The organism is Citrobacter portucalensis, from assembly GCF_023374935.1.
Classification (GTDB): domain Bacteria; phylum Pseudomonadota; class Gammaproteobacteria; order Enterobacterales; family Enterobacteriaceae; genus Citrobacter; species Citrobacter portucalensis.
Window position 1 is genome coordinate 1,022,255 of the sequence record NZ_CP092466.1, and the last position, 16,802, is coordinate 1,039,056.

The following is a 16,802-nucleotide window of genomic DNA, read 5'->3' on the forward strand; positions in this document are numbered from 1 at the left end:
ACAGCGAGAACCGCGAAGTGTTGCAAATTGGTATCATGATATAACAAGAATGAAAACTTTTTAATGAAAATAAAATTCATTAAAATCAATTGATTGTATCTTTTTGGCTACTCTGCAAAGAACAGAAAGATGAAAAAATGTCGACAAAGATGATTGCCATTAATTCTTTATGGACAGCGCCATATACTGCCTGGCACCACCACGCGAAAACAGCATGAACCTTAACGCGTCAATGGCACCAGGGAATGCCGGTGGTAGATGTAGATGGGAATAAATGTCAGCTTGTTTGCGAGCTGACATTTATTTTTAGTGCCGAGTAAATTTAACCATCTTTTTGACTAAGCCATAATTTGCGGTAGAGAGTCCCATGTTCCAGAAAGAAATTGAAAATGCTGTAGTGCTCGTTGGCGATGAAATGAAGAAGTCGGATAATGCCTGGCTGTCATTACGTAAAAAACGTCAGCGTATTGATTTGAAGACCGATGGACATATCTTATTTCTGGAGAAAGGGACTGTCTCTGTTTATCGTGTGGAAAACGATTTAGTCACGGTGAGTATTTCTGCACCTGCTATTCTCGGCCTGCCACAAATGCGTACGGAAGTGGCTGGTCACTATTTACGTTGTGATACCGATTGTGAAATGTGGGCGATGAGCGTACAAAATGCCGATCACCTGTTTACGACCAAAAACTTATGGAAGCAGGCGTTTGATATCTTAACGCATCATCTTCAACGTTATTTTCAGCGTGAAGCGTTGCAGTCGCACCGTACTATTCGTGAGCAGATTATTGAACACGTAAAATATATCTGGTCGATGGAGCCAGAGGTTCGCGAGAAAACATCCGTGTATACTTTTATTTTGACCCGTAACCATATTTCACGTAGTGCCATCCATAAGGTGTTACAGGAGCTGGTTAATGACGGGAAAATCACCCTGAATCGTGGAAAGCTCTCTTTTTGCACGCCGTTATAAATTCATGCGCTCCCCGGCAAAATGTAAGGGAGCGCATCCGATCAACGTTCTCTGAGTGCTTCCGCGCGTGCGCGAATAATCGGTTTTAACAGGTAGCTCAGAATCGTTTTCTTGCCGGTGAGAATATCGACGCTCGCCACCATGCCGGGAATGATCAGCATCGGATGCTCTTTTGTTCCCAGGTAATTTTTGTCCGTCTGCAAACGCACAATATAAAAGCTTCGCCCCTGCTTGTCGGTAACGGTGTCCGGGCTTATCTGCACTACTTCGCCTTGCAGACCGCCATAGATGGTGTAATCGTAAGCGGTAAATTTCACCATCGCATGTTGACCCGGATGGAGGAAGGCGATATCGCGCGGCTGGATTTTGGCTTCGATTAACAGTTTGTCATCCAGCGGAACGATTTCCACCAGATCGCTGCCCGGTTGAATGACGCCGCCGATAGTATTCACCATCACCTGCTGGACGATACCCCGCACCGGTGAGGTGACCATGGTACGGTTCACCCGATCCTCCAGTGCTTTAACGCTTGCCTGGGTTTTACTCAGATTGGTGCGAGCTTCATTGAGTTGGGCCAGCGCATCGCTCTGGAAACGGCCACGGCTTTCACCGATTTTATTCTCAATCTCTTTAATTTCTGACGTGGCCTTGGGCAGCGACAGGCTAATAGAATTGAGCTGCCCGGCGGTTTCCACTTCGGTACGACGCAGGCGCAGCAGTTCGACTTTTGAAATGGCGCCTGAAGCGAGCAGCGGCTCGGACATTTTGATTTCCTGACGGATTAACCCGAGGCTGTGCTTAAACTGATCCTCCTTTGACTCAAAGTCGCGCAGCTCCTGTTTTTTCTGTACCAGCTGTTCTTCAAGCCCGGAAATTTCGTTGTGAAATTGTTCCCGACGGCTGTTGTACAGCTCGGTTTCTCCCCGGGCGACATCCGGCGCCTGGCTGGCTATCTCGGGTGAAATCACAAAGTCCCGGCTTTCAACCTCAGCCGTCAGGCGTTCTACCTTGGCGCGCAGACCGAGTTTGTCGGCTTCAGTTTCGCCAACGTTGGAGGCGAAGCGCGTGTCATCGAGGTGCAGTAGTGGAGTTCCGGCGTTAACGATTTGCCCTTCATGCACGTACAGCTCGGTGACAATTCCCCCTTCCAGGTTCTGGATTTTTTGCAGTTTTGATGAAGGGATCGCTTTGCCTTCACCGCGTGTCACTTCATCAATTTTTGCAAAACCAGCCCAGATGAAGGACAGCACCACCAGCGCGAGGATCACCCACAACGTCAGTCGTATCACTCTTGGGGCATCATCAATTATGGCCTGGCTAACCTCATTAATACTGTCGGTTTGATTTTCATCACGACCGCGAAAATAGTGCTGCATGTGACTGCGGGCACGAGTCAGGAGATCAGCGAGACGCATTAATTTGCCCCTTTTTCAACGCATCCATCACTACCCCTTTCGGACCGTCTGCGATGATGCGACCTTTATCAACAATAATCAGACGGTCAACCAGCGACAGCATGGAAGCGCGGTGCGTGACCAGTAATAATGTTTTTCCCGCAATACAGGGGGCCAGCGCGTGTTTGATCTTCTCTTCGCTGGTGTTGTCCATTGAACTGGTGGGTTCATCCAGTAGCAGGAGAGGGGGATCAAGCAACAGTGCGCGCGCGAGCGCCACCGCCTGCCGTTGCCCACCGGAAAGCTGGGAGCCGCGTTCGCCGACCTGCAGGTTATAGCCGTCGGGATGCAGGCGTGCGAATTCGTTGACGCCAGCCAGTTCTGCCGCTCGCAGCATGGTTTCGTCATCGACATAGCGCGCTCCGCACAGCAGGTTATCGCGCAGCGTGCCGTTGAATAGCTGGATATCCTGCGGCACGTAGCCGATGCTGTGGCGCAGATCGTTCACATCCAGCTGACGAGAGTCGATACCATCGATCAGCAGGTTCCCGGCGCTCGGCTGGTATAAATTGACGATTAGTTTACTCAGCGAACTTTTACCGGAACCGCTACGCCCGATAATGCCGATGCGCTCACCGGGCTGAATGGTCAGATTAATTTTGTGCAGCGACAGGTTTTGTTGCTCCGGGTAGCTGAAATCCACATCGCGAAATTCAATGCTGCCCTGTAACTGTTCACGCTTGAGTGGGTTTTCATCCGCACGGCGCTCCTGCGTCAGCGACATCATTTTCTCAGTGTTTTTGATGGTCAGTTTCGCCTGCTGATAGCGGGCGATAAGGCCGGTGAGCTGACCCAGCGGCATGAGTGCCCGGCCGTTAAGCATGTAGCAGGCGATCAAGCCACCCATACTCAGTTTGCCGTCGATAATCATGTACACCCCGACGATGATCATCACCACGCCTGAAATTTGCTGGAACCAGCCGGTAAGGTTGCTGGCCAGGCTGGACAAGGTTTTCACCCGCAGTTCGAGACGGCTCAGGCTGCCCAGCGTTTGTTCCCACTGGAACTGGCGTTCGCTTTGGGCATTATTCACTTTGATGGCATCCAGACTGCTCAGGGTTTCAATCAGTAGCGCCTGACGTTCGCTGGCGAGGCTCATGGTTTTTGCCACAGCAGCGTTGACCGGCTTTTGTAGTGCCCAACTGCACAATAGGGCAATCGGTAATGTCAGTACCGGGATCCATGCCAGCGCGCCGCCGATAATGCCAATAACAATCAGCAGTAACAGGGTGAAGGGCAAATCGATAATCGTCGTCAAAGTGAGGGATGAGAGGAAATCACGCAGTGACTGAAACTCGTGAATGTTTTGTGCAAAGCTGCCCACGCGTGCCGGACGCTCTTTCATCTCCATACCGACAATGCGCTCAAACAGGGTCGAAGAGATGATGAGATCGCTTTTCTTACCTGCAATATCAAGGCAGATACCGCGCAGCATTTTTAAAATCAGATCAAAGACAAAAGCCAGGCAGATGCCGACTGCCAGCACCCATAGTGTGACCGTTGCCTGGTTTGGCACGACGCGGTCATACACATTCATGGTAAAGAGCGGTGTGCCGAGCGCAATCAGGTTGATTAACAGACTGGCCAATACCGCATCCATATACAGAAAACGCGACAGCTTCAGCGTGTCTTTAAACCAGGATTTGGTGCGCGGCAAAAAGGCCTCTGCCTGCAAATCGAATTCGTGGCGCGGATGCGCAAAAATGACTTTGCCCGCATAGTTTTGCTCAAGCGTGGCAGCATCAACGCAAATTTCCCCACCTTCGCTTTCGCTGGGCATAAAACGGGCGCTACCGTCATCGTTCCAGGCCAACAACACCCCGGTTCCCCCTGCATTCAATAACAAGACAGCAGGCAGAGACATTGCCGGAATTTTATCGAGCGTGCGCGTGACGACTCGCGCCTTTAAACCGGCCCTTGCCGCCGCGCGTGGAAATATATTTAGCGTGAGCCGATCGTTTTCTAATGGCAGGCCACTGCTTAATGTTGAACGACTCGCCGGTTTACCGTGCAGAGAACACAGAATCAGTAAGCTATCTAATAACGGGTCGTCATTGTGACTACGTGGGTCGTGATGTTGAGAATTAGGGTTAGCGTAATTCTCAGGGACGTCATTTAATAATTCGGCTTGTGCACTCATTTTCGCAACCATTCTGACCGTGCACTATTAAATAATAGCAAGCTAATAATAAGCGTGCAGGTCAGAGATTTATTGGGGATTAATAATTATTAATGAAGTTCCGGTAAGCTATTTTCTTCTGCTGAATCTACCGGTTGTCCTGAAGGCGGCGGTGTGATTTTTAGAATGTTCATTAATTCCCCGGTGCGTTCGCTAATACGGTAGCCACTGGTCATGGCCAGATAACGTAATTCAACAAGACGGCGTTTAGAGGAGAACACTTCATTTTCACTATCGAGTAAATCCAGCAGCGTACGCTCGCCAAGACTAAATTGATCCTGATAAGCCGTGCGTACTTTGACGCTGCGGTCAGCGTATTCTTCCGCCGAAGGAATCTGAGCGCGTGCGTTTTGCAGTGCGGTCCAGGCCAGGCGCAGCTCCTGATTCAGCTGGCGCAGTGTGTTATTACGTACATCCTGAGCCTGCTTGTGCAGATAAGCGCGGGAGTTCATGTTGGCTTTGTCGCTGCCGCCCTGGTACAGGTTGTAGTGCAGTTTTACCATCGCTTCCCACTCTTCGGTGTGTGCGCGAGTGGTATCGGTGTTGTTGCTAATCCCGCGGGAAAGCTCAACGTCCACACGTGGATAGAAGGTTGATTTCGACGCTTCATACTGCTGGTGCGCAGCTTCGATATCCGCATTGGCAGACTTCAGTAATGGATTATTTTTTTCCATCCGACTTTTGGCATCTTCCAGCGAGGTTGGCAACTGAGAGTCAATGCTCTCTGGCTGGCTTAAGCCCTGCGGATCCATGCCCGTCACGCTGACAAAGGTGGTTTTCGCATCTTCAAGGTTAGTCTGCTCGGTCAGCAGATTGTTTCGCGCCTGCGCCAGACGCGCTTCGGCCTGCATAAAATCCCCGGAGCGCCCAACGCCCTGATCGGTACGCAGTTTTATCTGGTCATAAATGCGCTCGTGGTTCGCCAGATCGTCTTCAGCAAGGCGAACAAATTCTTCGCGTTGCAGCACGTCGAAATAGGCCTGAATCACCGCATAAGCGGTGCTTTCGCTGGTGTTCATCACGCTGTAAGCGCGTGAGTCTACGGTCGCTTTTTGGCGCGCCACTTCGCTGTTGGTCGCAAAGCCGTTAAACACATTTTGCTCGAGGCTGATAGTCGCCTCGTTAGGTGATTGAGTCAGACCGTTATTGCGTCCTGCAGCGCGGGTAGTTGCATCATCAACATTTTTGCGCCCGGCCTCGGCATTTAAATTCAGTGATGGCAAATAGCCACCTTGTGCCGCACGCAGATCTTGCTCCGAGGAATAACGGCTATTTATTGCAGCATTAACTTCAGGATGATTCGCTAATGCATCTTTAACGGTATTTTGTAAGTCTTCTGCGTTTACTGCATTTATTGAAAAACATGAAAGCAGAAAAACTAAAAACTTCTTCATGACATGAATGCCCTATATCTCACGGTTATGACATCCAGGTGTCGTCGCTATCATCCATTTTTACAAACACGTTATATTAATTAACAAATATGAATTGTCTTAATTGATGGCTGTAATCAGCTATTCAGCGACATGTTTTGTCACATCGTGTTTTATTTTTGGTTATTTTTTATTATATTCATTTGCCAGTCAAGTCTCATGTAATTGCATTCTATAAAATGTGTTTTTTTCTACATTGAGATATTAATGTTTACATTAATTGAATGTGATATTTGTTCGTTAATGTATTAACGAGTTTATAAAAATAATGATGGTAATTAAGTGAGGTTACGGTGAGCAAATTACTCGGTGTGATCAAAGCAATTATTGGACAGGTTTACGTAGTTGATACCAATGGTGCACAACGACTGGTTCATGAAGGCGACAGGGTATATAGCGGTGAAGAAATTGTGACCGGTGCCAGCGGCGCGGTAAGTATCTCTTTACCAGACGGAAAAACGCTGGATATAGGCCGTAATAGCCATTGGGGTGAGCACGGGCTACAGGTTAGCCATCATCCGGAAAGCAGTGCTCAGGATATTGCCGCCGCACAAAAGGCCATTGCCGATGGCGCTGACCCGACGCAGGTGCTGGAAGCCACCGCGGCGGGTAATGAAGCACCGGCAACATTAGAAGGTGGCGGCGGGGGGCACACTCTGGTTCAGCTTGAATTGACCGGGCAGGTGGTTGATCCGACAGCAGGTTTTAACACTAAAGGTCTGGGAAGCCCGAACTGGGATATCAATCTGCCGATAGGGGGAGTTACCGCAGGTTCCGCGAGTGTTTTCCCGCCTGAGGTACAAATTACCGAGTTTGCCGGCAACGACGGTTTCATTAACAAAAGCGAATTCCATCAGACCCATTTAAGCGGCACCAGTAATCAAAATCACATCACACTCACCTTCACCGATAGCCAAAAAAACACATTCACCGTTACTGTTCCGGTGAGCAACGGGCACTGGAATATTGATACCGATCTGGGGGGACTGGTCCCGGGAAATGTAACAGTGGTGGCAATAGCCACCGATGTGACGGGACGAACGGCAGAAAGTTTTGATCATGCGCTGATTGATATTACCGGACCACACATCGACATTACCGTTGATAACGTCACGCCGGATAACCTCATTAACTACGAAGAGTCGCGTCAACCGCAAACCCTGATCCACGGGTCGGTCGGCGGCGATACTAAACCCGGCGATATCGTTACTTTATTGGTTGATGGTAAAGAATATACCGGTGTTGTTACCGACCCCGGAAATGGGACTCTGACTTATACCATCCCGGTACTGACCCAGGGGTTACTGCATGACCCGAACATTCACGCCACATTAACTTCTACTGACGACGCAGGAAACACCACCATTGTTTCCACGGATCATCACGTCAATAACGACCTGTATGCGCAAAATGCCGTGACCATTGAAACGGTGGCGAATGATGATGTCGTCAACGCTAATGAGTCTCGTATGCCGACCATTATTTCTGGCATTGCCAGCGGTGATGCGAAAGCGGGTGATCCGGTTACGTTGACCATTCAGGGCAAAGCGTTTCACGGCACGGTTTTCGACGATCATGGCCAGCTACGCTATGAAATCGTTGTGCCTTCCGCAACTCTCAAAGAGGGGGCTAACGATGTGCAGGTGACGCTGGTAAGCCATGACGCGCCAGGCAATGAAGCTACTGCTGTGACGCACCGCACCGTGGTGCTGGATACCCAGGCACATAACGTGCTGACTATCGACAATGTGACCGACGATAACACTCTGAACCGTGCTGAACTGTATGCGCGCAATCAGGTGATTTCCGGAACCGTCAGCGGGGAAGACGCGAAAGCGGGCGACCCGGTACTGGTAGAGATCAACGGTCACCAGTACAACGGTCAGATCATCGATCTCGGCAATAGCACGCTGGGCTACCGTATTGCGGTGAACGCTTCTGACTTTGCAAATAACAGCACCCTGGTCGATGGGAATGTGGAAGTGAAGGTCAGCGTCACCTCCCATGATGCAGCGGGTAACCTGGCGATTGCCACCAGTAGCCACGACGTGCATGTCGATAACTTCGCGGAAAACAGCGTACATATCGATAAGGTGGCGTCGGACGATGTGGTCAACGCCATTGAAAACCGCATGACTACGCTGATAAGTGGTGTGGCAGACGGTGATGCTAAAGCAGGGGATGCGGTTACCGTCAGCGTACAGGGACAGAATTTTGCCGGAACGGTGGTCGATGAAAACGGCGAACTGCGCTACGAAGTGGCGGTGCCGGTCGGCACGCTGAAAGAAGGTAAAAATGCGGTACAGGTGACGCTGGTCAGCCACGATACCGCAGGTAACGAAGTCACCGCGCTCGCTCACCGTACCGTGGTGCTGGATACCAAAGCGCATAACACCGTCAATATTCATGACGTTACCGCTGATAATACCCTGAACTTTACTGAGCTGTCGGCGGCGAAGCAGACAATTACCGGGAATGTTCGCGGGGAAGACGCGAAAGCGGGCGACCCGGTGCTGGTGGAGATCAACGGCCATCAGTATCACGGCCTGGTGATTGATACCGGGAAAAATACCCTCGGTTACCGCATTGAGGTGGATTCTGCGGCATTCTCTGACAATGTCGGTCAGGTGCTGAAAGACGTGACGGTCCATGTCAGCGTCACTTCCCACGATGCGGCGGGTAACCTGGCGATTGCCACCAGCAGCCACGATGTGCATCTCGATAACTTCGCGGAAAACACGGTACATATCGATACCGTAGCGAACGACGATGTGGTGAACGCCATTGAAAACCGGATGACCACGCTGATAAGCGGTGCCGTTGGTGGCGATGCAGCTGTCAATGACCCGGTGACCGTTAGCGTGAAAGGGCAAGTCTTTACCGGCAAGGTGGTTGAGGTCAATGGTGAACTGCGCTACGAAGTGGCGGTGCCGGTGGGCTCGCTGCACGAAGGTAAAAATGATGTGCAGGTGACGCTGGTTAGCCATGATGCGGTGGGTAATGAAGTGATCGCACAGGCGCACCGTACCGTGGTGCTGGATACCAAAGCGCATAACACCGTCAATATTCATGACGTTACCGCCGATAACACCCTGAACTTTACTGAGCTGTCGGCAGCGAAGCAGACAATTACCGGGAACGTTCGCGGGGAAGATGCGAAAGCGGGCGACCCGGTGCTGGTGGAGATCAACGGCCATCAGTATCACGGCCTGGTGATTGATTCCGGGAAAAATACCCTTGGCTACCGCATTGAAGTGGATTCTGCGGTGTTCTCTGACAACGTCGGTCAGGTGCTGAAAGAGGCGACGGTCCATGTCAGCGTCACCTCCCACGATGCGGCGGGCAATCTGGCGATTGCCACCGACACCCACAGCGTGCATGTCGACAATTTCGCGGAAAACACGGTACATATCGATACCGTCGCGAACGACAATGTGGTCAACGCCATTGAAAACCGCATGACCACGCTGATAAGCGGCGTGGCAGGCGGCGATGCCAAAGCGGGGGATACCGTTACCGTCAGCGTGCGGGGGCAGAATTTTACCGGAACGGTGGTCGATGATAACGGCGAACTGCGCTACGAAGTGGCGGTGCCGGTCGGCACGCTGAAGGAAGGTAAAAATGCGGTGGTGGTGACGCTGGTCAGCCACGATGCGGTGGGTAACGAAGTGACCGCGCTGGCGCACCGTACCGTGGTGCTGGACACTAAAGCGCATAACACCGTCAATATTCATGATGTCACCGCCGACAACACCCTGAACTTTACTGAGCTGTCGGCGGCGAAGCAGACGATTACCGGAAACGTGCGCGGGGAAGATGCGAAAGCGGGCGACCCGGTTCTGGTGGAGATTAACGGCCACCAGTATCACGGCCAGGTGATTGATACCGGGAAAAATACCCTCGGTTATCGCATCGAGGTGGATTCTGCGGCGTTCTCTGACAACGTCGGTCATGTGCTGAAAGAGGCGACGGTCCATGTCAGCGTCACGTCTCACGATACGGCGGGCAACCTGGCGATTGCCACCAGCAGCCACGACGTGCACATTGATAACTTCGCCACTAACCAGCTCAGCATCGACACGGTAGCGACGGAGGATGTGGTGAATGCTATTGAAAACCGCATGACCACGCTGATCAGCGGTGCCGTTGGCGGCGATGCGTCCGTCAACGATCCGGTGACCGTTAGTGTACAGGGGCAAGACTTTACCGGCAAAGTCGTCAACATAAATGGCGAACTGCGCTACGAAGTGGCGGTGCCGGTCGGTACGCTGCAGGAAGGTAAAAATGCGGTGGTGGTGACGCTGATCAGCCACGATGCGGTGGGTAATGAAGTGACCACTCTGGCGCATCACGCCATCACGTTGGACACTCAGGCACATAATACTGTCCGTATACATGATGTCACTGCCGATAACACATTGAATTACCAAGAGCTACTTGCGGCTAAACAGACGATTACCGGTTTTGTTGGCGGTGAGGATGCGAAGGTCAACGATCCTGTCTTACTGGAGATAAATGGCCATCAGTACAGCGGTAAGGTGATTGATTTTGGCCGCGGTAAGCTGGGTTATAGCATCGATGTAGATTCTTCAGCATTTGCTGATAACAGCGGCCATGTGCTGGCGAATGTGAAAATTACCGCGATGGTCACATCTCATGACGCAGCGGGAAACCTGGCGATCGCGACTGATTCCCATAAAGTTCATATCGATAACTACGCGGAAAACACCATTAAGATTGACGCAGTGGCGACGGACAATGTGGTGAACGCCAATGAAAACCGGATGCCGACGATTATTAGCATCGTAGCCGGTGGTGATGCCCGGGAGGGGGACGCGGTAACTATCAGGGTTCGTGGACAAGACTTTGACGGCAAGGTGATCAACGATAACGGTCAGTTACGCTATGAAGTGGTTCTGCCGCATGGAACCTTGCATGAAGGAAAGAACGCGGTGGTCGCGACGCTGGTCAGCCATGACGCGCTGGGCAATGAAGTGACCAGTGAGTCGCACCGTATTATCACTCTTGATACTCATGCGCAAAACACCATCTCGTTAGATAACATTGCTACAGACAATGTTATCAATTACCAGGAACTGTCCGCGGCGACACAGCGCATTACCGGCATCGTTGATGGTGAAGATGCGAAGATCGGCGATCCCATTCAACTCGAAGTTAATGGTCATCAGTACGATAGCCGGGTCATTGACCTTGGTAACGGGCATCTGGGTTACAGCATTGATGTGGACTCATCGGCCTTTGCGAACAATGGCGTCCATGTGTTGACGGATGTCGATGTGCACGTCACTGTCACCTCTCATGATGCGGCGGGTAACCTTGCCATCGCTACCGATAGCCATAAAGTTCATATTGATAACTTTGCCAAAAACGTGGTGACGACGGATGTAGTCGCGTCGGATGATGTGGTGAACGCCATTGAAAACCGGATGCCGACGCTGCTTAGCGGTATCGCGAAAGGCCTGGATGCCAAAGTGGGCGATGTGGTGACCGTCCATGTTCAGGGACAATCGCAGGATTATAGCGGCACGGTGGTTAACGATCACGGCGTTCTGCGCTACGAAGTGTTTGTTCCAACAGGTGTGTTGCAGGAAGGCAGCAACGACGTGATGGTGACGCTGGTCAGTCACGATGCAGCGGGCAACAAGGCGGTGGCGGTGGAGCATCGAACCGTTACGCTGGATACCCAGGCGCAAAGTACCGTTACTATTGATAGCGTCACTGATGACGACAAACTTAACCATCTTGAGCTGGATACGCCGATGCAGCTCATCAGCGGTAAGGTGGGCGGTGATGCGCAGATTGGCGATGCGGTGATCGTAGAAATCAATCACCAGACGTTTAACGGCAAGGTGATTGATCTTGGAGGCGGTCATTTAGGCTATCAGGTCCCGGTCAACTCAACGGCGTTCAGCGATAACAAAGGCAACCAGGATAAAAATGTGACCGTGAGTGTCACGGTTATCTCCCACGATGCGGTGGAAAATGAGGTCATTACCACCGCAACCCATGATGTACATATTGATAACCATGCCGCGGCTAAAATCACCGTTGATACGGTGGCGGGTGATGACAAGCTGAACGGCGCAGAAGCCGCGAAACACCTCACTGAGATCATGGGGACGGTTTCGGGCGATGTGCATGTAGGGACTAAAGTTCAGGTTATCGTCAACGGCCATACTTACGACACAACTGTTCAGCGACTCCCGGAACATAATAATGCGCTGGGATATAAGCTGGACGTTCTGAGCCGCGATCTGGTCAAAGACCCGCATATCTTGGCCTGCGTAGTCGGCGAAGATAATGTGCATAATTTCCAGAAAGCGGAGATATCGCACGATCTGGTGGTTGATTTACATGCTAAGGCAATGCTGACGATCGATCCCGTTACTGGCGATAACATGGTCAATGGCGATGAATCAAAACAGCCATTCACCTGGATAACCGGGAAAGTGGCAGGGGATGTTCACGTAAATGACGTCGTTTACCTCACCGTTAATGGTCACGTTCTTACAGGGAAAGTGCACGATGTGGGGGGCGGGGTTCTCGGCTACAGCATTAAAGTCAGCACCGCAGATCTGATCTCCGATCCGCATTTAACCGCGACGGTGAGCACTACCGATGGTGCGGGCAACCCAGCCACGGCCAATGCAGAAACCACCGTTATTATCGATACCCGTGTCGATGCGCAGATAACCATTGATGCCGTGACGCCGGATAATACGCTGAACCTCGCTGAGCAAATGCATGGCTATACGATGGTGAGCGGTACGGTGAGCGGTGAAGTTCATCCGGGCGATTCATTCACCATGACCATCAACGGCCACAACTATGCTGGGGTGGTGGAAGATCGTGGCAATCATCAGATGGGTTTCCATCTTCCGGTGTCGACCGCCGATCTGGTTGCCAGCCCGCATATTGAAGTTTCAATGGATGTGACGGATGCGGCGCAGAACCATGCCCATATTGTGGCGCACCATGATGTTAATCTGGACAGTAAAGCTGAGGCCGAAATTACCATTGATCCCGTAACAGGGGATGATGTACTGAACGGCGTAGAGCTGGGTAAGTCTTTAACGACCATTAGTGGTACAGTCGGTGGTGACGCGAAAATTAATGATGTGGTGCACCTGAATATCGGTGGCCATATGATTGATGCCACAGTGACGCACCTGCCAAATCTGGGCACACTGGGTTACTCCATTAATGTTGATACTCAGTGGCTGCAAAACGATCCGCATATTACTGCGACTATCACGACTACCGATGCGGCGGGTAATAATGCAACCGCGGATGCGCACAGTGCGGTGGCAATTGACCCGCACGCGGAAGCTATCGTTCATATCGATCCGCTAATCACCAAAGATCATGACTCGGTAATTAACTATTCCGAGGCGCATCATCCACTGACCACCGTCACCGGAAGCGTCGGCGGCGACGTCCGCGTTGGTGATGTTGTAGAACTGACTATCAACCATCAGACCTACTATGCGCCGGTGCATGATGAGTACGGTCGGCTGGTGTTCAGCACCCAGGTCTCAACACTGGATCTGCTGATGTCGCCGAAGATCCATGCGGAAGTCTCAGCGACCGATGCGGCAGGCAACGTCGCGCGTGGTTATGACAGCATGGCGGTGGTGGTTGATACCGTTGCTGACGCAGGGATCACCATTGATACGGCCTCGAATGGTCTGCCGCCGGGTCAGACGGTCGCGAATGATCTGCTTCCTGGCCGCAGACCTGACTTTATCTCTGTATCCGGACATGTTGATCCCGACGCCATTAAGGGAGATACGATAACCATTACGGTCGGTAAAGGAATTGTCTATACCACCCATGTAGTGACCCTGGCGGATGGCACTCTCGGTTATCAGGCCAACATAGGTACAGGTGATCTTGCCGATGATGGCAATATTGTGGTTTCCATCACCACCCATGACAATCATGGTAATACAGCCACGGCGACAGAGCATAAATTTATCGATTTGCCCTGGTTACACAATACGGCAGTGAGCGGTAATACTCCTTATGGTTTCACTACCCCGCCAGTGGTAACGCCTCCTTCAACGGGTACAGGAACAACACAACCTCACCAACCGACCGTACACCTTACCGTTGATAAGGTGGCGGGCGATGACGTTCTCAATCATGACGAAGCGCTGAAATCGACAACGCCAATCCGTGGCTTTGTGACTGGCGATGTTCATATTGGTGATGACGTTATTGTTACTATTAACCATGTTTCATACACCGGGCACGTAAAGGCTATCCCGACTATGCCGGGACAACTGGCATATGAGGTTGATGTCCCGACTACTGCGCTTCAGGCGCATCCGTCATTCGATGTCTCCGTCACAGTGAAAAATGCAGCGGGGACAGCAACAGACTCAGCGCACAAAAACATCACCGTAGATACGGAAAATCCGCTGCAGGTCACGATGGATAAGATTGCCGGGGATGATGTGATTAATGGCAAAGAAGCCCAGGCTGGTAAAGTAACCGTTAGCGGTACGGTCAGCGGTGAAGGTATCCATGACGGTAGCGTGGTGAACCTGCAGGTTAACGGTAATACGTTGACAGCCGTTGTTCATCTGCAACATGGTCAATGGGTCTGGTCGAAAGATGTCAGCGTCAATGACCTGCACAATAATCCGGATGTTGTCGCGACGGTAATGGCGACGGACGATCATGGCAACCTGGGAAGTGCCTCTGCCAGCAGCCATGTTGTGGTTGATCTGAGTGCCGATGCCGGAGTCACTATCGATAAGATCGCGCAGGACAATGTGCTGAATGCGCAGGAATCGCTGCAACCTAAGATGACAGTAACGGGGTCGGTATCCGGAGATGTGCACCCCGGCGATAAGGTGACTCTGACGGTTAACGGAAACCCTTATGCGGCGACTGTCGATAATAATCATCGCTACTCCGTTGATATCTACACCAAAGACCTGTTGGCCGATCACGCTATTGTCGCGACAGTCTTAGGATATGACGATCACGGCAATGTACAGCCAGCCAGTTTCACGCAGGGCTATTCGATTGATAAAACGGCAAGCGGCAGTGTGACCATTAATACCGTTGGTGGTGACGATGTTATCAATGCCGATGAGGTAAAAGCAGGAAGCGTAGAGGTGAGTGGTACGGTGGATGGCGACGTGCATCTCGGTGATAAAGTCGCCATTCTCGTCGATGGAGTCACGGTTCATACGCGAGTCATTGAGCTGCCGCATATGAACGGGCAATTGGGTTACAAAGCGATGGTGAGTACGGTCGGGCTGCAGAACGATCCGACTATTCATGTCAGCGTGCATGGGCACGATGCGGCGTTGAACCCAATGCATGCCGTCAACGACAAAACGGTCACTATCGACACGCAGGTGGATGCCAGCATCGTGTTGGATAAGGTGTCCATCGATGATGTGCTGAATAATGAGGAAACTCAGCATGCGAAAACCACCATCAGCGGCTATGTGACCGGGGACGTGGATGTTGGCGATCAGGTGACCATCACCGTTAACGGTAAAGATCTGGTTGCTGATGTGAAAAATAGCGGTGGTCAGAAGGTATTTAGCGTGGATGCCAGTACGATTGACCTGATTCACGATCAAAAGATCCTTGCTCACGTTATCGCCCATGACGACGCCGGTAACCGCGATAAGGTCGATATCGATAAGACCATTACCATCGACAGAACCGCTGTGGGAACGATGGGTATTGATAATGTCACCCAAGATAACGTCCTGAATCATCAGGAACTCCTGGGAGCGACGGTGAGGGTAACCGGGCCTCTTGGCGGTGATGTGGATGTGTGGGATTCGATCAAATTAAAAATTGGCGGTCAGGAATTTAGCGGTTCGGTAGACACGTTGAGCAATGGCGATCGGGTTTATCACGTAGATGTGGACAGTCATATCATGGAAGTGAACACCACATTTTCGGTTGAGGTTAAAGGTCATGATACGCCGGGCAACCCATATTCACAGACAACTTCCCACAGCTATTCGGTTGATCAGCAGGCAGACGCCACGCTTATCGTCGATAAGGTTACCGGGGATAACCATATTTCACGTGCGGAATCACAGGACGCCGTCACGCATATTACCGGCAGCGTGAGCGGTGATGTGCATGATGGTGAGCATATTAAAGCACTGGTAAATGGTCATCAGTACGATGCCATTCTTCATCAGGGCAATAATGGGTTGACCTATGATATTGAGGTTGAGACTTCCGCATTCCGGGCAGGTCATAACCGGGTGAACGTATTGATTGAGGCGAATGATAACCACGGCAATATTACGCCTTATACCCAAACGCTGAACGTGACGATGGACGATCCCGCGCCAGTGAAAGGGCATACGGTGGATAAAGGAAATCATGCTGCGATGCAACATGCGCTGCACAACCTGTTCGATGACAACGCATTATCTCTGTCTTACGCACCAGCTGCGACCGGACACGGCCAGACGACAGCGGTACTCAGCGCTGACGATAAGGCGAAGGGGGTGCTTGAAAAAGTCGATCTCAGCGATCTGGCCCGTGAACTGCATGAAGGCGTGGATATTGCGAAGTACATTCAAAGCGGCGGCGATCATCACCTGATCGCCAGTCCGGCGAAAGTGGCGCATGGCATTGATACTGCGCTGTCTACTCATGCAAGCGGCGATCTGCATTCTCCGACCTACTCGTTGGATCACCTGATTGCTAAACCCGATCAAAACCACACTCACTAACGATTGCCTGCTGCC

At 51.5% G+C, this 16,802-nt stretch carries 5 protein-coding genes; 2 read left to right on the forward strand and 3 right to left on the reverse strand.

Going from position 1 to position 16,802, the window contains the following annotated elements; translation table 11 throughout:
* Positions 1 to 367 precede the first annotated feature (367 nt).
* A complete protein-coding gene (locus LY264_RS04895; RefSeq protein WP_048215661.1) occupies positions 368 to 973 on the forward strand; it encodes a helix-turn-helix domain-containing protein in 606 nt (201 codons plus the stop codon).
* A 41-nt stretch (positions 974 to 1,014) separates the two neighbouring features.
* Here the strand turns inward: LY264_RS04895 and LY264_RS04900 are convergent, their stop codons facing one another.
* The 3 genes from LY264_RS04900 to LY264_RS04910 form a co-directional block, all read right to left on the reverse strand.
* Entirely contained in the window at positions 1,015 to 2,388 is a 1,374-nt protein-coding gene (locus LY264_RS04900) for an HlyD family type I secretion periplasmic adaptor subunit (RefSeq protein WP_053069286.1), read from the reverse strand.
* Entirely contained in the window at positions 2,375 to 4,567 is a 2,193-nt protein-coding gene (locus LY264_RS04905; RefSeq protein ID WP_048225311.1) for a type I secretion system permease/ATPase, read from the reverse strand. The genes LY264_RS04900 and LY264_RS04905 overlap by 14 nt, the downstream gene beginning before the upstream one ends.
* Positions 4,568 to 4,656: 89 nt before the next feature.
* Complete coding sequence (locus tag LY264_RS04910; protein WP_048215663.1) at positions 4,657 to 6,000, reverse strand: TolC family outer membrane protein; 1,344 nt, start codon at positions 5,998 to 6,000, stop codon at positions 4,657 to 4,659.
* A gap of 332 nt (positions 6,001 to 6,332) precedes the next feature.
* Between LY264_RS04910 and LY264_RS04915 the strand changes: the two genes are divergently transcribed.
* Positions 6,333 to 16,787: a retention module-containing protein gene (locus tag LY264_RS04915; RefSeq protein WP_048225309.1), complete on the forward strand. Its 10,455-nt coding sequence runs from the start codon at positions 6,333 to 6,335 to the stop codon at positions 16,785 to 16,787.
* The last annotated feature ends 15 nt before the right edge of the window (positions 16,788 to 16,802 follow it).